This window comes from Pseudomonas cichorii (genome assembly GCF_019719005.1).
Lineage (GTDB): Bacteria > Pseudomonadota > Gammaproteobacteria > Pseudomonadales > Pseudomonadaceae > Aquipseudomonas > Aquipseudomonas cichorii_E.
Genome location: NZ_JAIGPJ010000020.1, coordinates 69,241 through 90,842 on the forward strand (window position 1 = coordinate 69,241; position 21,602 = coordinate 90,842).

23 protein-coding genes are annotated in these 21,602 nt (G+C 59.2%); all 23 read left to right on the plus strand.

What is annotated here, in order from left to right; translation table 11 throughout:
* Positions 1-9: 9 nt before the first annotated feature.
* The 23 genes from rpmF to K5D32_RS15795 all read left to right on the plus strand — a co-directional run bounded on the left by rpmF (position 10) and on the right by K5D32_RS15795 (position 21,535).
* Positions 10-192 carry a 50S ribosomal protein L32 gene (rpmF, locus tag K5D32_RS15685; RefSeq protein ID WP_003179396.1) on the plus strand — a complete coding sequence of 61 codons (183 nt, stop codon included), beginning with the start codon at positions 10-12 and terminating at the stop codon, positions 190-192.
* Positions 193-196: 4 nt separating this feature from the next.
* Complete coding sequence (gene plsX / locus K5D32_RS15690; protein WP_122320458.1) at positions 197-1,219, plus strand: phosphate acyltransferase PlsX; 1,023 nt, start codon at positions 197-199, stop codon at positions 1,217-1,219.
* A 118-nt stretch (positions 1,220-1,337) separates the two neighbouring features.
* A complete protein-coding gene (fabD, locus tag K5D32_RS15695; RefSeq protein WP_221575613.1) occupies positions 1,338-2,276 on the plus strand; it encodes an ACP S-malonyltransferase in 939 nt (312 codons plus the stop codon).
* Positions 2,277-2,291: 15 nt separating this feature from the next.
* Entirely contained in the window at positions 2,292-3,035 is a 744-nt protein-coding gene (gene fabG, locus K5D32_RS15700) for a 3-oxoacyl-ACP reductase FabG (RefSeq protein ID WP_025261009.1), read from the plus strand.
* 191 nt (positions 3,036-3,226) lie between these two features.
* Entirely contained in the window at positions 3,227-3,463 is a 237-nt protein-coding gene (gene acpP, locus K5D32_RS15705; RefSeq protein WP_004884578.1) for an acyl carrier protein, read from the plus strand.
* A gap of 109 nt (positions 3,464-3,572) precedes the next feature.
* The gene (gene fabF / locus K5D32_RS15710; RefSeq protein ID WP_221575614.1) at positions 3,573-4,817 is read left to right on the plus strand and encodes a beta-ketoacyl-ACP synthase II; all 1,245 of its coding nucleotides are present in this window, start codon (positions 3,573-3,575) and stop codon (positions 4,815-4,817) included.
* Entirely contained in the window at positions 4,817-5,632 is an 816-nt protein-coding gene (gene pabC / locus K5D32_RS15715) for an aminodeoxychorismate lyase (RefSeq protein WP_221600949.1), read from the plus strand. Before fabF ends, pabC begins: the two co-directional genes overlap by 1 nt.
* Before the next feature lie 3 nt (positions 5,633-5,635).
* Positions 5,636-6,763 (plus strand): endolytic transglycosylase MltG, encoded by a 1,128-nt coding sequence (gene mltG / locus K5D32_RS15720; RefSeq protein ID WP_221575616.1) that lies wholly within the window; start codon positions 5,636-5,638, stop codon positions 6,761-6,763.
* A gap of 19 nt (positions 6,764-6,782) precedes the next feature.
* Positions 6,783-7,415 carry a dTMP kinase gene (gene tmk, locus K5D32_RS15725; protein WP_221600951.1) on the plus strand — a complete coding sequence of 211 codons (633 nt, stop codon included), beginning with the start codon at positions 6,783-6,785 and terminating at the stop codon, positions 7,413-7,415.
* Positions 7,408-8,394 (plus strand): DNA polymerase III subunit delta', encoded by a 987-nt coding sequence (locus tag K5D32_RS15730; protein ID WP_198727202.1) that lies wholly within the window; start codon positions 7,408-7,410, stop codon positions 8,392-8,394. Before tmk ends, K5D32_RS15730 begins: the two co-directional genes overlap by 8 nt.
* A 33-nt stretch (positions 8,395-8,427) precedes the next feature.
* Positions 8,428-8,784 carry a PilZ domain-containing protein gene (locus K5D32_RS15735; RefSeq protein ID WP_025261002.1) on the plus strand — a complete coding sequence of 119 codons (357 nt, stop codon included), beginning with the start codon at positions 8,428-8,430 and terminating at the stop codon, positions 8,782-8,784.
* Between the two features lie 14 nt (positions 8,785-8,798).
* Positions 8,799-9,587 carry a TatD family hydrolase gene (locus K5D32_RS15740; protein ID WP_221575617.1) on the plus strand — a complete coding sequence of 263 codons (789 nt, stop codon included), beginning with the start codon at positions 8,799-8,801 and terminating at the stop codon, positions 9,585-9,587.
* Between the two features lie 360 nt (positions 9,588-9,947).
* Positions 9,948-10,592, plus strand: a complete 645-nt coding sequence (locus tag K5D32_RS15745) for a LysE family translocator (RefSeq protein ID WP_221575618.1) — start codon at positions 9,948-9,950, stop codon at positions 10,590-10,592.
* Between the two features lie 121 nt (positions 10,593-10,713).
* Positions 10,714-11,367 carry a TetR/AcrR family transcriptional regulator gene (locus K5D32_RS15750; RefSeq protein WP_200992455.1) on the plus strand — a complete coding sequence of 218 codons (654 nt, stop codon included), beginning with the start codon at positions 10,714-10,716 and terminating at the stop codon, positions 11,365-11,367.
* Positions 11,368-11,539: 172 nt separating this feature from the next.
* Positions 11,540-12,142, plus strand: a complete 603-nt coding sequence (locus K5D32_RS15755) for a DUF4823 domain-containing protein (protein ID WP_216703631.1) — start codon at positions 11,540-11,542, stop codon at positions 12,140-12,142.
* Positions 12,143-12,151: 9 nt separating this feature from the next.
* Positions 12,152-12,712 carry a DUF1285 domain-containing protein gene (locus tag K5D32_RS15760; RefSeq protein ID WP_221575619.1) on the plus strand — a complete coding sequence of 187 codons (561 nt, stop codon included), beginning with the start codon at positions 12,152-12,154 and terminating at the stop codon, positions 12,710-12,712.
* Between the two features lie 83 nt (positions 12,713-12,795).
* Positions 12,796-13,806 carry an aspartate-semialdehyde dehydrogenase gene (locus K5D32_RS15765; protein ID WP_221575620.1) on the plus strand — a complete coding sequence of 337 codons (1,011 nt, stop codon included), beginning with the start codon at positions 12,796-12,798 and terminating at the stop codon, positions 13,804-13,806.
* A 108-nt stretch (positions 13,807-13,914) separates the two neighbouring features.
* Complete coding sequence (locus K5D32_RS15770; protein WP_221600953.1) at positions 13,915-16,761, plus strand: FimV/HubP family polar landmark protein; 2,847 nt, start codon at positions 13,915-13,917, stop codon at positions 16,759-16,761.
* A gap of 143 nt (positions 16,762-16,904) precedes the next feature.
* Positions 16,905-17,729, plus strand: a complete 825-nt coding sequence (truA, locus tag K5D32_RS15775) for a tRNA pseudouridine(38-40) synthase TruA (protein ID WP_221575760.1) — start codon at positions 16,905-16,907, stop codon at positions 17,727-17,729.
* A 60-nt stretch (positions 17,730-17,789) separates the two neighbouring features.
* Positions 17,790-18,410 (plus strand): phosphoribosylanthranilate isomerase, encoded by a 621-nt coding sequence (locus K5D32_RS15780; RefSeq protein WP_025260993.1) that lies wholly within the window; start codon positions 17,790-17,792, stop codon positions 18,408-18,410.
* A 239-nt stretch (positions 18,411-18,649) separates the two neighbouring features.
* Positions 18,650-19,570, plus strand: a complete 921-nt coding sequence (gene accD / locus K5D32_RS15785; protein WP_025260992.1) for an acetyl-CoA carboxylase, carboxyltransferase subunit beta — start codon at positions 18,650-18,652, stop codon at positions 19,568-19,570.
* Positions 19,567-20,874, plus strand: a complete 1,308-nt coding sequence (gene folC, locus K5D32_RS15790; protein ID WP_221600955.1) for a bifunctional tetrahydrofolate synthase/dihydrofolate synthase — start codon at positions 19,567-19,569, stop codon at positions 20,872-20,874. The genes accD and folC overlap by 4 nt, the downstream gene beginning before the upstream one ends.
* Positions 20,858-21,535 carry an SPOR domain-containing protein gene (locus K5D32_RS15795; protein ID WP_221600957.1) on the plus strand — a complete coding sequence of 226 codons (678 nt, stop codon included), beginning with the start codon at positions 20,858-20,860 and terminating at the stop codon, positions 21,533-21,535. Before folC ends, K5D32_RS15795 begins: the two co-directional genes overlap by 17 nt.
* The last annotated feature ends 67 nt before the right edge of the window (positions 21,536-21,602 follow it).

Consider the following 21,602-nt stretch of genomic DNA (forward strand, 5'->3'; position numbering starts at 1 on the left):
TTAATCATTATGGCTGTTCAGCAGAACAAAAAATCCCGCTCTGCCCGTGACATGCGTCGTTCGCACGACGCTCTTGAGGCAAGCACTCTGTCCGTAGAAAAGACCACTGGTGAAGTTCACCTGCGTCACCACGTATCGCCAGAAGGCGTATACCGTGGCCGTAAAGTGATCGACAAGGGCGCTGACGAGTAATTTCTTGTCCGCTCCGATCATTGCGATCGACGCAATGGGCGGGGACTTCGGTCCCCGCAACATTGTTCAGGCAAGCCTCGCGTGTCTGACTGCTACGCCCTCGCTTCATCTGGCCCTTGTCGGCCAAGCTCCCTTGATTGAAGAACTGATAGCCCGCCATTCCGGTGTGGATCGCTCGCGCCTGCATATTGTCCATGCAAGTGAAGTGGTCACCATGGATGAGCGTCCGTCCCAGGCATTGCGTGGCAAGCCTGATTCCTCGATGCGCGTGGCGCTCGGGCTTGTGGCTGACGGTCAGGCTCAGGCCTGTGTCAGTGCGGGCAATACTGGTGCATTGATGGCGCTGTCGCGTCTTGTGCTCAAGACCTTGCCGGGTATCGACAGGCCGGCAATGGTCGCCGCCATTCCCACGCGCAGCGGCTATTGTCAGTTACTGGATCTTGGGGCCAACGTCGATTGTTCGGCCGAGGCTCTTTACCAGTTCGCAGTCATGGGTGCTGTCACGGCCGAGGCGCTCGGGGTTGCAAGCCCCAGGGTCGCCTTGCTCAATGTCGGCACCGAGGACATCAAGGGCAATCAGCAGGTGAAGCAGGCTGCCGTCTTGTTGCAGGCAGCCAGAGGAATCAACTACATCGGTTTCGTCGAGGGTGATGGCCTGTATCGCGGCGAAGCTGATGTGGTGGTCTGTGACGGCTTTGTTGGCAATGTGCTGCTCAAGTCCAGCGAAGGGCTGGCGACCATGATTGTGGCGCGAATGGATGAGCTGTTCAGGCGCAGTCTGATGGCCAAGGCGGTCGGGGTTCTGGCGATGCCTTTATTGAAGCGTCTGCAGACCGAGCTGGCGCCTGCAAGGCACAACGGCGCAAGCCTGCTGGGTTTGCAGGGCATTGTGGTCAAGAGTCATGGTTCGGCGAGCGCCCAGGGGTTCGAGAGTGCGATCCAGCGGGCGCTGATCGAGGTTCGGGAAAACCTGCCGCAACGCCTGCGAGGGCGGCTTGAAGTGTTGCTGCAAAGTAGTGATTCCTGAAAATGTGACGCAATTGACTGGCCAGTCATCCAAACGTGCAGTCATGCAAATTTGAATTCCTGCGTTCGGCATGCCCGGACGCCTATTTTTCGACGACAACAATTCAGGGGCCTGTTACATGTCTGCATCCCTCGCATTCGTCTTTCCGGGTCAAGGATCGCAATCGCTCGGCATGCTCGCCGAGCAGGGCGCACAGCATCCGTTGATCCTCGACACTTTTGAACAGGCATCCGATGCCCTGGGCTATGACCTCTGGGCATTGACCCAGCAAGGTCCGGTCGAGTCTCTCAACCAGACCGACAAGACCCAGCCTGCCATCCTGACGGCGTCCATTGCCCTGTGGCATGTGTGGCTGGCCGAAGGTGGTGCGGTTCCGGCGTTCGTGGCCGGTCACAGCCTGGGCGAATACAGTGCGCTGGTTGCTGCGCAGAGCCTCAGTCTTGCCGATGCGGTCAAGCTGGTGGAGCGTCGCGGTCAACTGATGCAGGAAGCGGTCCCGGCCGGTCAGGGCGGCATGGCTGCCATCCTGGGTCTGGACGATGCCGATGTTATCGCGGCCTGCGCCGAAGCTGCGCAGGGCGAAGTGGTCAGTGCCGTGAATTTCAACTCGCCAGGCCAGGTCGTCATTGCCGGTGCCGCCGAGGCGGTGAAGCGCGCAATGGAGCTGTGCAAGGCCCGTGGCGCAAAACGTGCATTGCCTTTGCCGGTCAGCGTTCCTTCCCACTGTGAGCTGATGCGTCCGGCGGCCGAGCGCTTTGCCCAGTCCATCGAGGCTATCGAGTGGCAAGCGCCTGTCATCTCTCTGGTGCAGAATGTCAGCGCCGCTGCCGTGAACGATCTGGCTACGCTCAAGCGTGATCTGCTGGAGCAGCTGTACAAGCCGGTACGCTGGGTGGAATCCATCCAGAGCCTGGCGAGCCATGGTGCGACCCAGTTGGTGGAATGTGGGCCGGGCAAGGTGTTGGCTGGTCTGAACAAGCGTTGCGCCGAAGGCGTGATTACCTACAACCTGGATACCCCGGACGCCTTTGCCGCCGCTCGTGCGGCACTGGCCTGATTAGGAGAAGCTTGCATGAGCCTGCAAGGTAAAGTTGCACTGGTGACTGGCGCCAGTCGTGGAATTGGTCAAGCCATTGCCCTGGAGTTGGGCCGCAATGGTGCAGTCGTTGTGGGTACCGCGACCTCTGAGTCCGGTGCCGAGCGCATCTCTGCTACATTCAAGGAAAACGGCATCGAAGGCTTCGGCCTGGCGCTGGATGTGTGCAATGCCGAGTCCGTGGATTCGGTGCTGTCCACCATTCAGGAGCGTGTCGGTGCGCCGCTGATTCTGGTGAACAATGCCGGTATTACCCGGGACAACCTGATGATGCGCATGAAAGATGACGAATGGCATGATGTAGTAAACACCAACCTGAACAGTCTGTTCCGCCTGTCCAAGGGCGTATTGCGTGGCATGACCAAGGCTCGTTGGGGTCGTATCATCAGCATTGGTTCGGTTGTCGGTGCCATGGGTAACGCAGGTCAAGTAAACTACGCATCTGCCAAGGCCGGTCTGGAAGGTTTCAGCCGTGCTCTGGCTCGTGAAGTCGGCTCCCGTGCTGTGACCGTGAACTCGGTAGCGCCAGGCTTCATCGATACGGACATGACGCGCGAGCTGCCTGAAGCTCAGCGTCAATCCCTGATCACTCAGATCCCTCTGGGACGTCTGGGTCAGGCTGAAGAGATTGCACATGTTGTCGCTTTTCTTGCGTCGGAAGGCGCAGGCTACGTTACCGGGGCTACAATCCCGGTCAACGGCGGGATGTACATGAGCTAAGAGTGGATGTTCGTTTCAAAAAGTGTCATGCGAGCTGTCTAAAATCCGTTGTAAAACTGCAATCTACAAATAGGCAATTGGCGGGTGAGGTTCGGTGGAGGAGCGTGAAGCTTGAAATCAGCAAAACCTCTTCTATACACTTACCCTCTGGCCAGATGCCTGAATATTTCCACTAGGAGTTAAAACTAGGTATGAGCACCATCGAAGAGCGCGTCAAGAAAATCGTTGCCGAGCAACTTGGCGTCAAGGAAGAAGAAGTCGTTAACACCGCTTCCTTTGTTGAAGACCTGGGTGCTGACTCCCTGGACACCGTTGAGCTGGTAATGGCTCTGGAAGAGGAATTCGAGACCGAAATCCCTGACGAAGAAGCGGAAAAGATCACCACCGTTCAAGCTGCTATCGATTACGTCAACAGCCACCAGGCTTAAGACTTTGTAATCGTTGTTGCTGTGATGTGAAAACCGCACTGCTCTTACCGGCGTGCGGTTTTTTCTTTGAAAAAGCGATGTTTTGTCAACAATAGAGAAGGAGAGTCCTGTGTCGCGTAGACGCGTCGTGGTCACCGGGATGGGCATGCTTTCGCCATTGGGCAATGATGTGCCCAGCAGTTGGCAAGGGATTCTGGCGGGCCGCAGTGGCATCGGCCTTATCGAGCACACTGACCTTTCGGCCTTCACCACCCGTTTCGGTGGTTCGGTCAAAGGCTTCAATGTCGAAGAATACCTGGCGCCGAAGGAAGCGCGTCGGCTCGATCTCTTTATTCAATACGGCCTGGCAGCCAGCTTTCAGGCTGTGCGCAATGCAGGTCTTGAGGTCACGGATGCCAACCGCGAGCGCATTGGCGTTGCCATGGGTTCGGGTATCGGTGGTCTGACCAACATCGAAAACAGCAGTCGTCTGCTGCACGAGCAGGGGCCAGGGCGGATTTCTCCGTTTTTTGTGCCGGGCTCGATCATCAATATGATTTCCGGGTTCCTGTCCATCCATTTGGGGGCACAGGGTCCTAACTACGCCATTGCCACGGCTTGCACCACGGCTACCCACTGCATCGGCATGGCGGCGCGCAATATCGCTTACGACGAAGCTGACGTCATGATCGCCGGTGGCGCCGAAATGGCAGCCTGTGGTCTGGGCATGGGCGGCTTCGGTGCTGCACGTGCGCTGTCTACCCGCAACGACGACCCGGCGCGTGCCAGTCGTCCGTGGGACAAGGGGCGCGACGGTTTCGTCCTCTCCGATGGTGCAGGTGCTCTGGTACTCGAAGAGCTTGAGCATGCCAAGGCGCGTGGCGCGACCATCTATGCCGAGCTGGTTGGCTTTGGCATGAGCGGTGATGCTTATCACATGACTTCGCCACCCGAGGACGGTGCCGGTGCGGCCCGTTGCATCGCCAATGCGCTGCGCGATGCGAAGCTCAATGTCGAGCAGGTCCAGTACATCAACGCTCATGGCACTTCGACGCCAGCTGGCGACCTGGCTGAAGCGTCGGCGGTCAAGTCGGTATTCGGCGATCACGCCTACAAGCTGGCAGTCAGCTCTACCAAGTCCATGACCGGTCACCTGCTGGGTGCCGCTGGTGCGGTCGAGGCGATTTTCAGTGTCCTGGCGATTGCCGATCAGGTTGCGCCACCGACCATCAACCTGGATGAGCCGGACGAAGGCTGTGATCTGGACTTCGTGCCTCATGAGGCGCGTCGCATGCCGATCGATGTTGCGGTCTCCAACTCCTTCGGATTTGGCGGTACCAATGGCTCGCTGGTGTTCCGTCGGTTCAGCGAGTGATGCTCGCCTGGGTTGACGGTTGCCCCGAAGATTCTCTGTCCCTCAGGGACAGAGGTCTGGCTTATGGCGATGGAGTGTTTGAAACCATCGCCGTCAGCAAGGGCCAGCCGTTGCTGTTCGAGCGGCATCTGCAGCGCCTTGAAACATCCTGTGACCGTTTGGCCATCCCTGTCGATCAGGTGCTGCTTCGTACTGAAATGACCCGCTTCGCTGCGCAACTGGGCGAGGGAGTCATGAAACTGATCCTGACCCGCGGCGACAGCCAGCGCGGTTACGCGCCAGCACCCGATACCCAGTCGCGACGCATTCTGCAGGGCTCTGCGGCTCCCGCGTACCCATCGGCCCATGCCGAGCAGGGCGTACGTCTTTTCCCGTGCAAGACCCGTTTGGCTGAGCAGCCGTTGCTGGCCGGTCTCAAGCATCTGAACCGCCTGGAGCAAGTGCTGGCCCGCTCCGAGTGGCAGGACAGCGAGCATGCCGAAGGCCTGATGTGCGATACCTCCGGCCGCGTGATCGAAGGCGTCTACAGCAATCTGTTTCTGGTTCGCGGCGGTGCTCTGCTGACGGCTGATCTGAGTCGTTGCGGCGTGGCAGGTGTGATGCGTGCCGAATTGCTGGATCAGGCACGAAATCAGGGGATTGCTGTCGATATCCGTGACCTGCACTTGTCCGACCTCGAACAGGCGGATGAGCTGTTTCTGTGCAATAGCGTTTATGGCGTGTGGCCGGTGCGTGGCTTTTCAAGGCTGAACTGGCCGGTTGGTCCGCTCACCCGTAAACTGCAAGATATTGCTCGAGCACTTCTGGATAACTGATTCGTGATCCGAAAAATACTGGTGTTGCTGGAAATCGCTGCAGTCCTGGCAGGCCTGACGCTGGGCTTTGCCTGGTGGAAGCAGCGGGAAGCGTTGAACCAGCCTCTGAATGTCACTCAGGAACAGCTGCTGGACGTACCTGCCGGATCGTCGCCTTCTCTGGTTCTCAATCGCCTTGAGAATGACGGCGTGATCAAGGACGCCTTCTGGTTGCGTGTTTACTGGCGTTTCAATCTGGCCGAACAGCCGCTGCACAGTGGCGAATACCGCATGACGCCGGGCATGGACGTGCAAGCCCTGTTTGGCGTCTGGAAGCGCAAGGAAGTCGTGCAGTACAGCCTGACGCTGGTGGAAGGCTGGAACTTCCGTCAGGTTCGCGCCGCACTGGCCAAGCAGCCCAAGCTCGAACAGACCCTGGCTGGAGTGAGCGACAAGGACTTGATGGTCAGGCTCGGGCATCCCGATGTCTTCCCTGAAGGCCGCTTCTTTCCCGATACCTACCGCTATGTGCGCGGCATGAGCGATGCCGATCTGCTCAAGCAGGCCTACAACCGTCTGCAAGATGTGCTGGAGGAGGAGTGGAGCAAGCGTGCTGCAGATTTGCCTTACAAGGATCCTTACGAGGCCTTGATCATGGCTTCGCTGGTGGAAAAGGAAACCGGCGTGCCTCGCGAGCGTGGTGAAATTGCCGGTGTGTTTGTCCGTCGTCTGGGGTTGGGAATGATGCTGCAGACCGATCCGACGGTGATCTACGGCATGGGCGAGCGCTACAACGGCAAGCTGACCCGCGCCAATCTTAAAGAGGCGACGCCCTACAACACCTACGTCATTTCCGGCCTGCCGCCGACACCGATTGCTCTGGCCGGACGCGAAGCCATCAATGCGGCCCTCAACCCCGTATCGGGCACCAGCCTGTACTTCGTGGCGAAAGGGGATGGCAGCCATGTATTCTCCGACGATCTGGATGCCCATAACGCCGCGGTGCGCGAATACCAGCTCAAACGCCGTGCAGATTACCGATCCAGCCCGGCACCGACTCCGGTAGCGCCTGCCGGGTCCGGCTCGACTCCCACAGAGTCCGAACCCGCGGCTGCGCCCGATGCGCCGCCCGGCGATTCAGCCTCGCAATGAAAACAACTAAGGATTGCCTGTGACTGGCTTGTTCATCACCCTTGAAGGCCCGGAAGGTGCTGGCAAAAGCACCAATCGCGATTACCTGGCGGCTCAGTTGCGTGCCCAGGGCATTGAGGTGCTGTTGACCCGTGAGCCCGGAGGTACGCCATTGGCCGAACGTATTCGCGAATTGCTGCTGGCGCCCAGCGACGAAGCCATGTCTGCCGATACCGAGCTGCTGCTGGTCTTTGCTGCACGCGCCCAGCATCTTGCCGAAGTCATTCGTCCTGCTCTGGCCCGTGGTGAAGTGGTCTTGTGTGATCGTTTCACGGATGCGACCTATGCCTACCAGGGCGGCGGGCGCGGCTTGTCCCATGAGCGTATTGCCGCACTGGAAAGCTTTGTCCAGGGTACCTTGCGGCCTGACCTGACGCTGGTGTTCGACCTGCCGGTCGAAGTGGGTCTGGCGCGTGCCGCTGCACGAGGCCGACTGGATCGTTTCGAGCAGGAAGGTCGTGCGTTCTTTGACGCCGTGCGTAGTACTTATCTGGCGCGGGCACATGCCGAGCCTGCGCGTTACCGGTTGGTGGATGCGTCTCTGACACTGGCTCAGGTCCAGTCGTCCCTGGATGCGTTGCTGCCCGAGTTGCTGGAGCGGCACCGTGGCTGAAGCCTATCCGTGGCAGACGTCTCTGTGGCAACAGATGGCCGGTCGTTCCCAGCATGCTCATGCCTATCTGTTGCATGGTCCTGTGGGGATCGGCAAGCGTGCGCTGGCCGAGCGTCTGATGCACACCTTGCTGTGCCAGCGCCCCGAGGGGCTCGATGCCTGCGGGCAGTGCAAGTCCTGTCTGCTGCTGGCGGCTGGCAGCCATCCTGATAATTACGTGCTGGAGCCGGAAGAGGCAGACAAGCCCATCAAGGTCGATCAGGTTCGCGATCTGGTGAGTTTCGTCGTGCAGACCGCACAAATGGGCGGGCGCAAGGTAGTGCTGGTCGAGCCGGTCGAGGCGATGAACATCAACGCGGCCAATGCGCTGTTGAAAAGTCTTGAAGAGCCTTCGGGCAATACGGTCCTGCTGCTGGTCAGTCATCAGCCGAGCCGGTTGCTGCCGACCATCAAGAGCCGCTGTGTCCAGCAGGCCTGCCCGCTGCCGAGTGGGCAAGCCAGCCTGGAATGGCTGGCAACGGCCTTGCCGGACAGCTCAGAAGAAGAGCGGGTGGAGTTGCTGACCCTTGCGGCCGGTTCGCCTCTGGCAGCGGTTTCGCTTCAGGCTCAGGGTATTCGCGAACAGCGTGCCCAGGTGGTGGAAGGCGTTAAAAAGCTGCTCAAGCAGCAGCAATCGCCGACCCAGCTTGCGGAAGGCTGGAAGGATATCCCGCTGTTGCTGCTGTTCGACTGGTTCTGCGACTGGTCGCACCTGATCCTGCGTTACCAGTTGACTGAAGATGAGGAAGGCCTTGGCTTGAGCGATATGCGTAAGGTCGTGCAGTATCTGGCGCAAAAGACGCCCCGCACCAAGGTGCTGGAAATTCAGGACTGGGTGCTGGCGCAGCGACAGAAAGTCTTGTCCAAGGCCAACCTCAATCGCGTGCTGCTGCTCGAAGCCTTGCTGGTGCAGTGGGCAGGTCTGCCCGGACAGGCGTAGACTCGCAGACTTGGGAACCTATGAGGAGTAGCAATGAGCTTGCCACCTAGTACAGGTCCGCGGAACGGCATTCTGTCCCTGACCATCAAGGACAAATCCGTGCTGTATGCGGCTTACATGCCTTTTATCAAGAATGGCGGCCTGTTCATTCCTACCAGCAAAAGCTACAAGCTGGGTGATGAAGTGTTCATGCTGCTCAATCTGATGGATGAGCCGGAGAAGGTTCCGGTGACCGGCAGGGTGACCTGGATCACTCCCAAGGGCGCACAAGGCAACCGGGCCGCCGGTGTCGGCGTGCAATTCAACGACGGTGACAATACCGCTCGTAACCTGATCGAAACCTATCTGGTTGGTGCTCTGAAGTCCGACCGTCCCACTCATACGATGTAGTTGCCTTTTTACCCATGCTTGTAGATTCGCATTGCCACCTCGACCGCCTTGACCTCACCCAGCACGATGGCTCTCTGGACGCTGCCCTTGAAGCGGCGCGTGGCAGAGGTGTCGGGCATTTTCTGTGCATCGGCGTCAGTGCCGATAATGCCGGCGCTGTAAAAGCCCTGGCCGAGCGTTATGACGACGTGGACTGCTCGGTGGGCATTCACCCGCTGGATCTCAAGCCCGGCGAAGCGCCTGCTCTGGACTGGCTGCTGTCCGAGCTGAATCACCCGCGGGTAGTGGCCATCGGTGAAACCGGCCTGGATTATCACTATGAGCCTGAGGCTGCCGAGCTTCAGCAGGCTTCCTTTCGTCTGCACCTGCAGGCGGCCAGTGTCACCGGCAAGCCGGTCATCGTGCATACACGCGGGGCGCGTGCCGATACCCTGAATCTGTTGCGTGAGGCTGCACTGCCGCAGGCAGGTGTGCTGCATTGCTTCACCGAAGACTGGGAAATGGCAAAGGCAGCGCTGGATCTGGGTTTCTATATCTCCCTGTCGGGCATCGTGACCTTCCGCAATGCCGATGCGCTGCGTGATGTGGCGCGTCAGGTGCCTGCCGATCGCCTGCTGGTCGAGACCGATTCCCCTTATCTGGCGCCGATTCCTTATCGCGGCAAGCCAAACCTGCCGCAATACGTGCGTGAAGTGGCCGAGTTCCTGGCGATGTTGCGCGGCGAGCCTTATGAGCGTTTTGCCGAGCAGACCACAGAAAACTTTGCCCGGCTGTTTCCTCTGGCCCGGGTATCGAAGCCGTGACACACCCTTGAATCGCAGGCAAAAAAAACCCGGATTCTGGGGGGTGAAGCCGGGTTAAGACCATTAGGAGTAAAACAAAGGCACACGGTCCTTTGGCGCCTCTACCGGCAGGTCACTTGGGGGATGTATGACATGCCAGCGCTTTAAGTATCGATCAGTATTGTGACGCGTCCAGTACAGGCTGTTCGTTTTTTAAACAGTTTTGGAATACTAAACCGGTTATTGATTGCTCAATGAGCGGCGCTGTTCAGGGAGATTTTATCTCTTGGCTGAAAGTCCCTGATTTGAATGAAATTGATCTTTTCCTGTCCTGATTGCCTGTATTGCACGGCAAGAGCGGTTGGGTTTTCGAGGGTTTAAATGGAGTTTTCCAACGGCTTTTTGCTGAGTCTTTCGCTGTGCCTGGATATCGGGCTGGCCAATATCGCGATGATCACGCTTTCCATGCAGCAGGGCTTTTCCCGGGGCTTGTGGCTCGGCTTGGGGACTTGCATCGGTGATCTGGTGTACGCGGTCCTGGCAATGCTGGGCATGGCTGTCCTTCTGCAATATGAAGCGGTGCGCTATGTGCTCTGGCTGGGAGGCTCGGCGGTTCTGGCTTACCTGTGCTTCAAGATGATGAGAAGTGCAGTGGGCGTCAGTGCCGGTATCGAAAGCCAGGGCGGGCAATGGGGCAGGACGGCGCCCTCGCTGTTCTTTCGCGGCATCTTCCTGGCCATGTCATCCCCCAGCGCTATCCTGTGGTTCGCGGCGGTTGGCGGGGCGTTGATTGCCCGGCAGGGCTCGGACATGTCGAGCGCCTCGTCCTTTCTGGCGGGGTTCCTCGCGGCAGGTGTGGTCTGGTCTATTACCCTGTGTGCGCTGGCCCATCAGGGCGGGCGGCTCATGGGCGAGAAGATGCTGAAGTGGTCCTATATCGCCTCGGCGTTGATCTTTGCCTATTTCACCCTGTATGTCGTGATTACCGGCTACATGGAGTTCGTAGGGCAACCTGCGCTTTCGTAACCAGAACGGCCATTTTGGTCTGAATTACTCCATATGCGTTGAGATGGTCGGATGATCCGTGCAATCTGTCGCCATTTGGGCATAATACGCGGCTTCGATTTTGATCCCTACAGATCTCCTTATGCAGAAAGAACCTCGTAAGATCCGTGAATTTCGCCGCCGTGAGCAGGAGATTCTCGACACCGCGCTAAAGCTGTTCCTCGAACAGGGTGAAGACAGTGTCACCGTCGAGATGATCGCGGATGCCGTGGGCATAGGCAAAGGCACGATCTACAAGCACTTCAAGTCCAAGGCCGAGATCTACCTGCGCCTGATGCTCGACTACGAGCGCGACCTGAACGAGTTGCTGCACTCGGCCGATGTCGACAAGGACAAGGAGGCGCTGTCGCGTGCCTACTTCGAATTCCGTATGCGCGATCCTCAGCGCTATAGACTCTTTGATCGTCTGGAAGAGAAAGTCGTCAAGGGCAATCAGGTTCCCGAGCTGGTCGAAGAGCTGCACAAGATCCGGGCTTCCAACTTCGAGCACCTGACCCTGCTGATCAAGGGCCGGATCACCGAAGGCAAGCTGGAAGACGTGCCTCCCTATTATCACTATTGCGCGGCCTGGGCGTTGGTGCATGGCGCAGTTGCGCTGTATCACTCGCCTTTCTGGAGCAACGTGCTGGAAGATCAGGAAGGCTTTTTCCACTTCCTGATGGATATCGGCGTGCGCATGGGCAACAAGCGCAAGCGCGACAGTGATCCCTTGCCGGATGTAAAACCAGCCGAGTAGGAGCGGATTTATCCGCGAAACGGCATTCCAGACAGATACATCTGTATGAGGTGTACTGGCCTCTCGCGAATGAATTCGCTCCCACGTTGACTCTCTCGCGGCTTGTTTGGCGCGGAAGCTGCATCCGACGACCATTCGCCGGTTTTCCGTCACCGGCATCTGGGAGGATATGATGCGTAGCCTGGTCTTATTGCTGACGCTGTTGGCGTTGAGTGGTTGCATGAAAGTCAGTGATATGGGGGAGGGCGTTCGTGAGCAATTCAGTGATGCTGGCCTGCTCGATCACAGCGAAACCCGTCGCCTGGGCAACTGGCGCGTTCAGCCGGACTCCTTCATCTATATCGCCCAGGGCCCATTCGTACCGCCAGGCCGTGCTTATCCGCGTCCCAATGTGGTCGCCGAAGAGGCGTTCAAGGGTTTTGTCGAATACTTCCCCATGGTCCGCCGTGCTGCTGCGCCGGTAGGCCTGGACGACGCCATGATCGAAGCCCGTAGCGCCGGCGCGCATTACTTGCTCTACACGCGCTTTGCCAAGGCCGATGACCGTATCGGCACCACCGATGAATGGTCCGATCAGGAAGCGCTGGATCGCCTGGGCATAGACAGCGGCGTCATTCAGTTGATGCTCATCGAAACCAGCACCCGTTATCTCATCGACAGCGCTCGCATTCGCAGCCGTGGCGGATTGCTGACACTTTACGATACCAAACCTCAGGATTTGCTTGGTCCGCCCCTTCGGGACTACGCTCGTAAACTGTTGGGTGTGGAAAACTAGGGGCAGGACATGAGTGATTCAGGCAAGGCCACCGATCTGCTCTCGCAGATTCCTGCAAGCAAAGGGCTGCCGCCTGTTCATTTGTGGAATCCGGATTTCTGTGGCGATATCGACATGCGTATCGCCCGGGACGGCACCTGGTACTACCTGGGTACGCCGATTGGCCGCAAGCCGATGGTTCGCCTGTTTTCCACGATCCTGCGTCGCGATGGCGATGACTACTTCCTCATCACTCCCGTGGAGAAGGTGGGAATCAAGGTCGATGATGCTCCTTTCGTAGCGGTTGGCCTGCAAGTGAGTGGTGAAGGCGAGGCGCAGATCCTGCGCTTTATCACCCATGTAGAGGATGAGGTCGAGGCCGGGCCTGAGCACCCGATTCGGGTCCTGATCGATCCTGTCACCCAGGAACCTTCGCCCTATGTGCATGTGCGCAGCAATCTTGAAGCCCTGATTCATCGCAATGTGTTTTATGAACTGGTCGAACTGGCGGTTTCACGTCAGTTGAACGGCCAGACCTGGCTGGGTGTATGGAGCCATGGCTCATTCTTCCCGATTGGCCTGGAACCCTGAGACTGTTTGCCTCTGCAGGCTTGATTGCCTGCTGGCATCGCGACAGTTAAAGTGCCGCTCCCTGTTTTGCCTGAGGTTTTTGCATGAGTCAGTCCTTTGATATCGCCGTAATTGGTGCCACCGGTACTGTCGGCGAAACCATCGTCCAGATTCTGGAAGAACGCGATTTCCCGATCGGCAATCTGCACCTGCTGGCCAGCATCGAATCTGCCGGCCATTCCGTGCCGTTCAGGGGCAAGAACGTACGTGTGCGCGAAGTCGATGCGTTCGATTTCAGCCAGGTTCGCCTGGCATTTTTCGCCGCCGGCCCAGCCGTCAGCCTGAGTTTCGCTTCCCGCGCCATTGCCGCCGGTTGTTCGGTGGTGGATCTTTCCGGTGCGCTGCCTGCCAGTCAGGCGCCGCGTCTGGTTCCCGAGGTCAATGGTGACCTGCTTGTCGAGAATGCCGGACCGCATCTGGTGAGCAGCCCGAGTGCGTCGGCCACGGCGCTGGCGTTGGCACTCGCGCCTTTGCGCAGTGTTCTGGATATCGTGCGAATCAACGTCACAGCCTGTCTGGCTGTTTCTACGCTGGGGCGCGAAGGGGTTGCCGAGCTGGCACGCCAGACCACCGAGCTGCTGAACGTTCGCCCGCTGGAAACACGTTTCTTTGATCGGCAGATGGCATTCAACCTGTTGGCACAGGTCGGCACACCGGACGAGTCGGGCCATGTCCCGCTTGAGAAGCGCCTGGTTGAAGAAGTGCGCGAACTGCTGGCGCTGCCTGAACTCAAGGTGTCTGCCAGTTGCATCCAGGTGCCGGTTTTCTTCGGTGACAGCTTCAGTGTTTCGGTCCAGGCCGCAGGCCCGGTGGATATCGCGGCGATCAATGAATTGCTCGATTCCGCGCCAGGTATCGAACTGGTCGACGCGGGTGATTACCCGACGCCGGTGGGTGATGCCGTAGGTCAGGACGTTGTTTATATAGGTCGTGTCCGTGGCGGAATAGACGATCCAGAGCAACTTAATTTGTGGGTTACTTCCGATAATGTTCGAAAAGGAGCCGCTTTGAATGCTGTGCAGGTTGGCGAATTGTTGATAAAAGGCTATGTGTAAAAGATACTTGGCAACAATTTGAAGAATATTTCTAGCGGCGCTATGCCTTACACCCAATGCAGGACTACCTCCCCGGATGCCGGGGGATCTTTAAACAAGGGATGGGCTATGGTTCAGGTTCGTAAACTGGTATTAGCAATTGCTGCGGCTTCGGCGCTGTCATCAGGTATGGCGCAGGCGTTGGGGCTCGGGGAATTGTCGGTAAAGTCGACCCTGAACCAGCCTCTGGTAGCCGAGATTGAATTGACTCAGGCACAGGGCCTCGATGCTGCACAAGTTGTCCCGAGTCTGGCAACTACTGCAGATTTCGCTCAGGCGGGTGTCACGCGACAGGCATTTCTCAATGACCTGACTTTTACCCCGGTCATCAATGCCAGTGGTAAAAGCGTGTTGCGCATTACTTCCAGCAAGCCGGTGCGCGATCCCTATGTGAAGTTCCTGGTTCAGGTGCTCTGGCCTAATGGCCGGTTGCTGCGTGAATACAGCCTGTTGCTGGATCCGCCGAAGTTCTCGCCAGAGGCCGCCGCGGCTGCTGCTGCCGCAGCTCCTTCCGCCCCGGCAGCAGCGCCTGCGCAATTGCCAGCGGTTGCGCCGCCAGCCGCCGCACCTGCACCTGCTGCGCCGCCTGCTCCAGCCCAGACACCTGAAGCCGCCTTGCCGCCTCCTGCTGCGGACAAGCCTGCGCAATACGTCACCACCAATAACGATACCTTGTGGGAAATCGCCGCCAAGGTTCGTACGGCGGGCACGGTTCAACAGACCATGCTGGCGATCCAGGCGTTGAACCCCGATGCGTTCATCGGCGGCAACATCAACCGCCTGAAAAAGGGTCAGGTGCTGCGTCTGCCGACGCCTCAGCAAACCACCGCTCTGCCTCAGCCTCAGGCTCTGGCGGAAGTTTCCCAGCAATATCGCGCCTGGCGCGAAGGGCGTCGTCTGCCTGCGGGTACCCGTCAGGTGGATGCTACCCGGCGTACGCGAGCCGGTGAGGCTCCGTCGCAGGTTGAAACCCGTGACAACCTCAGCCTGGTTTCTGCCAGTGGCAAACCTGCTGCCAAAGGTGCGTCAGGTGACGCCGATCTGAGCAACAAGCTGGCTGTGGCCCAGGAAGCGCTGGATACCTCGCGTCGTGACAATGCCGAGCTGAAAAGCCGCATGAACGATCTGCAAAGCCAGCTCGATAAACTGCAACGCCTCATCGAACTCAAGAACGATCAACTGGCCAAGGTGCAGGCCGGGGCAGCAGCGCCTGCCGCGCCCGTCAATCCGGCAGTGCCGGCTGCACTGGTCGACGCCAATGGTGCGCCGCTCAAGCCTGCGGGCGAAGTGGCTCCCGAGGATGCATTGGCCGCTCAGGTGGCGATACCGGCTGCCGATCAGCCTCTGGCCGTTGAACCTGTCGCAGCCCAGGAAGAAGATCCACTCAACGCCATCCTCAACAATCCGGTCCTGCTGGGCCTGATCGGTGGTGGGGTTCTTCTGATCCTGGCGCTGTTGCTGCTGTTCCTGGCTCGTCGTCGCAATGCCAAGGCCGAGGCTGAAAAGCACAAGCGCATGGCACGTGCCCTGGCAGAAGAGTCCGACTTCGTTTCCGATATGGACATGGACGTGCCTCAGGCCAGCTTCGACGGGCTTGATGTGCCGCCGCCGAACGTCAAGATGGGCGCAGCTCCGGCCGCCGCCGCTGCTGCCTCCCGTGAGCGTCCGGCCGATCCGCTGGTTCAGGCCGAAATCCATATCGCTTACGGTCGCATGAATCAGGCGATCGAGCTGCTCGAAGAGTCCGTCAAGGAAGATCCTTCGCGTGACGACATTCGCCGCAAGCTGATGGAAATCTACGCCGAGCAGGGTAACAACAAGGCCTATGCGGCCCACGAACGGAAGCTGGTGGCTGCGGGAAAGCGTAATGCTGAGGTCGAGCAGCTAAAGGATCGATACTCGACCGAGAAGGCCCCGGAACCTGTAACGGCACCGGTGGCTGCTGAGCCTGTTCAGGCACCGGCTGCGCCGCAGCCTGCTCCAGCACTGGAGCCAGCGCCTGCAGTTGCTCCTCAGGTTGCCGTTGCAGCCGCTGCGGCAGCGGTCACGGCGGCTGCCGTGGCGGCGGAGCTGGATGCCAAGTATGTCGAAGAGCTTCTGGCCGAGGATCCCGAAGATCCAACGCCTGTGCTTGCTCCTGAACCAGAGCCAGAGCCAGAGCTTGAGCTGGAACCCGAGCCTGAGCAGCCTGCACCTGTAGTGGCTGAACCTGTTGTCGAAGAAGACAATCCGTTCGATCACGATTTCGATCTGAGCCTGGATGAGTTCGACGAAACGCCTGTGGCCGAGGTTTCCACGATCAACGATCTGGACGACCTGTTGCTGGATGAACCGGGCATTTCGGCTGCAAGTGACGACGAAGAATTGAGCTTCGAGTCGATCATGCAGCAGCAGAAAGATGCCCAGGCAGCGGCCGGTGTCGATGATCTGGCCGATTTCGATCTGGATCTTTCGTCGCAAGAGCCAGCGCTCAAGGCCGAGGATGATCAATTGCTGAGTCTGGGTGACGATCCTCTCGATCTGGGTGAGCCCGTACCTTCAGTCGAGGAGGATCTGGAGCTGCCTGAAGATTTCGATCTGTCGCTGGCCGATGAGATTGAAACCGATCAGGCGACCCAGGCGTTCGCTTCCGAGATCGAAGACGTCAACGCCGAGCTGGATCGTCTTTCCCAGAATCTGGAGCATCCACCGCTCGATGAGCCTCGCTTCACGGCTGAAGATGCTGCACTGGAAGACGAACCTGAGTTCGACTTCCTGTCGGGTACCGATGAGGCGGCGACCAAGCTGGATCTGGCGCGTGCCTATATCGACATGGGGGATGCCGACGGCGCTCGGGATATTCTCGATGAAGTGGTCAGCGAAGGGGATGACGGTCAGAAGAGTGAAGCACGCGAGATGTTGTCGCGACTGGCCTGATTCAACCTGCGCTATACAGCAACGGCCGCTTTTGCGGCCGTTTGCTTTACTGGCGTCTTTTTTCGGCGCCCGTATAATGGCCGCCTTTTCGCGGACTCACAGGCTGTAGCACCTTGGCGAACATAGATAACCCGGCCGCCGAGATGGCCGCCGAGGGCTTTTCCCGAATCGCGCTGGGCGTGGAATACAAGGGTTCGCGCTATTGCGGCTGGCAGCGTCAGGCGTCTGGCGTTCTGACGGTGCAGGAAACCCTTGAGGATGCCTTGTCCAAAGTGGCGGCCTCACCTGTTTCGCTGATGTGCGCCGGGCGTACCGATGCGGGTGTGCATGCCTGCGGCCAGGTTGTGCATTTCGATACAAAAGCCGAGCGTACGATGAAGGCCTGGGTCATGGGGGCCAATATCAACCTGCCCCACGATATCAGCGTCACCTGGGCCAGGGTCATGCCGTCCCATTTCCATGCGCGCTTCAAGGCCATTGCCCGCCGCTATCGTTACGTGATCTACAACGATCAGATTCGCCCGGCGCACCTTGGCCAGGAAATCACCTGGAATCACAGGCCGCTGGATGTCGAGCGGATGGCCGAGGCTGCCGCGTATCTGGTCGGCACCCATGACTTCAGCGCCTTTCGTGCCGGGCAGTGTCAGGCCAAGTCGCCGGTCAAGCAATTGCATCATTTGCGCGTCACCCGGCATGGCAAGATGATCGTCATCGATGTGCGGGCCAATGCCTTCCTGCACCATATGGTGCGCAATATCGCGGGCGTGTTGATGACCATCGGGGCAGGGGAGAGGCCGGTGGAGTGGGCGCGTGATGTGCTCGAAAGCCGTGTCCGTCGCACCGGTGGTGTCACGGCGCATCCTTACGGTCTGTATCTGGTGCAGGTGGAGTACCGGGACGAGTTCCCGTTGCCGGAGCGCTATATCGGCCCGCACTTTCTTACAGGCTTCAGCGAACTTGGCGGCTGACGTCCGGAACAGCATTTGCTAACATCCGGGACTTTCCGAAAGGTCTGAGGTTTTCACCACATGTCAGCCGTTCGCAGCAAGATCTGCGGGATTACCCGCATAGAGGATGCATTGGCGGCCGTCGAGGCGGGTGCCGATGCCATCGGTCTGGTGTTCTACTCCAAAAGTCCCCGGGCTGTGAATGTGCAGCAGGCGCGAGCCATCATTGCCGCCTTGCCGCCTTTCATCACCACTGTCGGCCTGTTCGTCAACGCCAGCCGTTGCGAGCTCAACGAAACCCTGGATGCCGTGCCTCTGGACCTTCTGCAGTTTCATGGCGATGAAACGCCTGAAGAGTGCGATGGCTACCATCGTCCGTATATCAAGGCTCTCAGGGTCAAGGCGGGTGACGATATCGCAGCGGCCTGTCGTGCCTATGGCAAGGCCAGCGGAATCCTGCTTGATACCTATGTAGCCGGTGTGCCCGGTGGTACGGGTGAAACCTTCGACTGGGCGCTGATCCCCGACAACCTGGACAAGCCGGTTATTCTGGCAGGCGGGCTGACTTCGGCTAACGTGGCACAAGCCATTGCCCAGGTCCGGCCGTATGCCGTCGATGTCAGTGGCGGGGTCGAAAAGAGCAAGGGCATCAAGGATCGCGACAAGATTCTTGCCTTCATGAGTGCGGTCCACGGCGCCTGATGTGACGGTTGTCGATTTGCCGCCGTCCATAAGCCTGTCCCCGCCATAAGTATGCGGGTCGGATTGAACAAGCGATTGCACCTGCGTGCGTCGCCGATTAACAGCGGGGTCGAGGGTAATGCAGGTCAGGCTGACCGCTGCCCGTCAATCACCGCCACCTATACGAATTTAAGTCAAGGGCGTGCGCCTGGTGTTGATCGCCAGGTGCGGGAGCCAAACCGGTACTGGAGAAATAAAGCATGAGCAACTGGTTGGTAGACAAACTGATCCCTTCGATCATGCGTTCCGAGGTCAAGAAAAGCTCGGTTCCCGAGGGGCTTTGGCACAAATGTCCTTCCTGCGAAGCGGTGCTTTATCGCCCTGAGCTGGAAAAGACCCTGGACGTCTGCCCCAAGTGCAACCACCACATGCGTATTGACGCCCGTGCCCGCCTGAACATCTTCCTGGATGTCGAAGGCCGTGCCGAGCTGGGTGCCGATCTGGAGCCGGTGGATCGTCTGAAATTCCGCGACAGCAAGAAGTACAAGGATCGTCTGGTCGGTGCCCAGAAGCAGACCGGCGAGAAAGACGCCCTGATTTCCATGAGCGGCACCCTGCTGGGCATGCCGGTCGTGGTTTCCGCGTTCGAGTTTTCCTTCATGGGTGGTTCGATGGGCGCCATCGTGGGCGAGCGTTTCGTGCGCGCTGCCAACTATGCGCTGGAAAACCGCTGCCCGATGATCTGTTTTGCTGCTTCCGGCGGTGCCCGGATGCAGGAAGCCCTGATTTCCCTGATGCAGATGGCCAAGACTTCGGCTGTTCTGGCGCGTCTGCGTGAAGAAGGCCTGCCGTTCATTTCCGTACTGACCGACCCGGTCTACGGTGGTGTATCTGCCAGTCTGGCAATGCTGGGCGATGTCATCGTTGCCGAGCCGAAGGCTCTGATCGGTTTCGCAGGTCCCCGCGTCATCGAGCAGACCGTTCGCGAAAAACTGCCTGAAGGCTTCCAGCGCAGCGAGTTCCTGCTGAACCATGGCGCCATCGACATGATCATCGCGCGCAGTGAGCTGCGTCCGCGCCTGGGTAACCTGCTGGCTCAGATGATGAACCTGCCGACTCCCAAGTTCGTCGCGCCAGTCATCGAGCCAGTCGTCGTTCCACCGGCACCGGCCACTGTATGACCCCTGCAACCCTGGGCGACTGGCTCGCCTATCTGGAGCAACTGCATCCTTCTGCCATCGACATGGGGCTGGATCGTTCGCGACAGGTGGCGCAGCAGTTGGGGCTTACCCGTCCTGCGCCCCGGGTAATCACGGTAACCGGCACCAACGGCAAAGGCTCGACATGCGCATTCGTCGCAGCCTTGCTTCAGGCCCAGGGTCTGAAAGTGGGTGTCTACAGCTCTCCACATCTGCTGCGCTATAACGAGCGCGTGCAGGTGCAGGGCGTCGAAGCGTCCGATGCCCAATTGTGCAAGGCCTTTGCCGCTGTCGAAGCGGCGCGTGGCGATACCACCCTGACGTATTTCGAGATGGGCACGCTGGCGGCTTTCTGGCTGTTCGAGCAGGCGCGCCTGGATGCCGTCGTGCTGGAAGTCGGTCTGGGCGGGCGTCTGGATGCGGTGAATCTGGTGGATGCCGATCTTTCGCTGGTGACCAGCATCGGTATCGATCATGCCGACTGGCTGGGCGATAGCCGTGAGTCGGTCGCTTTCGAGAAGGCCGGTATCTTCCGTGAGGGCCGTCCGGCGCTTTGCGGTGATCTTGATCCTCCTGCGCCATTGCTGGAGCAGGCGGATAAGCTAGGCTGTCCCTTGTCATTGCGTGGTCGCGATTTCGATCTGACCGTGACCCGTGAGGCGTGGAACTGGCGTGGTCGTGACAAGGCGGGGCAGGTGGTCGAGCTTTCCGGTCTGCCTTTGCTGGATCTGCCCATGGAGAATGCCGCTCTGGCGCTTCAGGCTTATCTGTTACTGGATATGCCATGGCAGGCCGAGGTCATCCACTCTGCGCTGGCAGGTGCGCGCATTACCGGTCGTCTGGATCGGCGTGTATTTCAGTGGCAGGGCAAGACCCTCAATCTGTTGCTCGATGTTGGCCACAACCCCCATGCTGCGCAGTTTCTGGCGCAGCGCATGGCTCAGCGGCCAGTGGTCGGCAAGCGCCTTGCGGTGTTTGGTCTGCTGTCGGACAAGGATCTTGACGGGGTGGTGAGCGAGCTGGTTTCCAGTGTCCAGGACTGGGCCGTGGCACCTTTGCCGACACCTCGTACCCGGCCTGTCGCACAATTGCAGTCGGCCTTGCAGAACCTTGGCGCTGAAGAAGCGTCTTACGACAGTGTTGCGCTGGCGCTTGAAGCGCAATGCGCACGTGCGACGGCTGATGACGAGATTTTGCTGTTCGGATCTTTTTACTGTGTGGCCGAGGCCCTGGAGTGGTTGGCCCGGTACACCGATGAGGAAGCTGCAAATGGCTTTGCTGGATAAAGTATTCAAGCAGCGAATGGTTGGCGCCCTGGTTCTGATTGCGGTGGCGGTCATCTTCCTGCCGATGCTGTTTACCCGTCAGGATGAAGTGCGTCAGGTGCAGGTTGAAGCACCTGCTGCGCCACAGGCTCCGGTTGCCCCGCAGGTCAAGGTGGATCCGGTGCCGGTTCCCGAGCCGCAGATCCTGCCTCAGGAGCCGGTACCCGGTGAAGAGGACATGAGCACTGCCAGCCAGTTGCCGCCTTCGATGCCGATCGCGCCTGCTCCATCTGTCGCTTCTGCCCCGGCGCAAGCACCGGCACAGGCAGCAGCGCCTGCGCCAGCACCCAAGCCTGCCAAACCGGCTCCGGCCACAGCGCCTGCTGCTCCTGCTCCGGCAACAACTGCCAAGGCAGCGCCGAGCGGTGTCGATGCCAACGGGCTTTCGGTGAGCTGGTCTGTTCAGTTGGCCAGCATGTCCAATCGCGCCAATGCCGATAACCTGCAAAAGACTCTGCGTGCCCAGGGTTACAACGCCTACATTCGTACCGCCGATGGTGTGAATCGGGTGTTTGTCGGACCGTTGATCGAGCGTGCCGAGGCCGATCGTCTGCGTGATCAGTTGGACAAACAGCAGAAACTCAAGGGTATTGTGGTGCGCTTTCAGCCAGAGCGTGGCTAAAAGTCGCAACGCATCGCGAATCGCAGCTTACCGGCAGGCGGGCGCTCTGCTAAAATGCGCCGCCTCA

Bases quoted from the DNA above. Each gene is read 5' to 3' on its own strand.
- accD (WP_025260992.1), top strand. From the start codon at position 18,650: ATGAGCAACTGGTTGGTAGACAAACTGATCCCTTCGATCATGCGTTCC.
- K5D32_RS15740 (WP_221575617.1), top strand. From the start codon at position 8,799: ATGCTTGTAGATTCGCATTGCCACCTCGACCGCCTTGACCTCACCCAG.
- K5D32_RS15755 (WP_216703631.1), top strand. From the start codon at position 11,540: ATGCGTAGCCTGGTCTTATTGCTGACGCTGTTGGCGTTGAGTGGTTGC.
- folC (WP_221600955.1), top strand. From the start codon at position 19,567: ATGACCCCTGCAACCCTGGGCGACTGGCTCGCCTATCTGGAGCAACTG.
- K5D32_RS15765 (WP_221575620.1), top strand. From the start codon at position 12,796: ATGAGTCAGTCCTTTGATATCGCCGTAATTGGTGCCACCGGTACTGTC.
- K5D32_RS15780 (WP_025260993.1), top strand. From the start codon at position 17,790: ATGTCAGCCGTTCGCAGCAAGATCTGCGGGATTACCCGCATAGAGGAT.
- K5D32_RS15795 (WP_221600957.1), top strand. From the start codon at position 20,858: ATGGCTTTGCTGGATAAAGTATTCAAGCAGCGAATGGTTGGCGCCCTG.
- pabC (WP_221600949.1), top strand. From the start codon at position 4,817: ATGCTCGCCTGGGTTGACGGTTGCCCCGAAGATTCTCTGTCCCTCAGG.
- fabG (WP_025261009.1), top strand. From the start codon at position 2,292: ATGAGCCTGCAAGGTAAAGTTGCACTGGTGACTGGCGCCAGTCGTGGA.
- K5D32_RS15735 (WP_025261002.1), top strand. From the start codon at position 8,428: ATGAGCTTGCCACCTAGTACAGGTCCGCGGAACGGCATTCTGTCCCTG.
- acpP (WP_004884578.1), top strand. From the start codon at position 3,227: ATGAGCACCATCGAAGAGCGCGTCAAGAAAATCGTTGCCGAGCAACTT.
- truA (WP_221575760.1), top strand. From the start codon at position 16,905: ATGGCCGCCGAGGGCTTTTCCCGAATCGCGCTGGGCGTGGAATACAAG.
- K5D32_RS15745 (WP_221575618.1), top strand. From the start codon at position 9,948: ATGGAGTTTTCCAACGGCTTTTTGCTGAGTCTTTCGCTGTGCCTGGAT.
- fabD (WP_221575613.1), top strand. From the start codon at position 1,338: ATGTCTGCATCCCTCGCATTCGTCTTTCCGGGTCAAGGATCGCAATCG.
- rpmF (WP_003179396.1), top strand. From the start codon at position 10: ATGGCTGTTCAGCAGAACAAAAAATCCCGCTCTGCCCGTGACATGCGT.
- K5D32_RS15760 (WP_221575619.1), top strand. From the start codon at position 12,152: ATGAGTGATTCAGGCAAGGCCACCGATCTGCTCTCGCAGATTCCTGCA.
- K5D32_RS15750 (WP_200992455.1), top strand. From the start codon at position 10,714: ATGCAGAAAGAACCTCGTAAGATCCGTGAATTTCGCCGCCGTGAGCAG.
- K5D32_RS15770 (WP_221600953.1), top strand. From the start codon at position 13,915: ATGGTTCAGGTTCGTAAACTGGTATTAGCAATTGCTGCGGCTTCGGCG.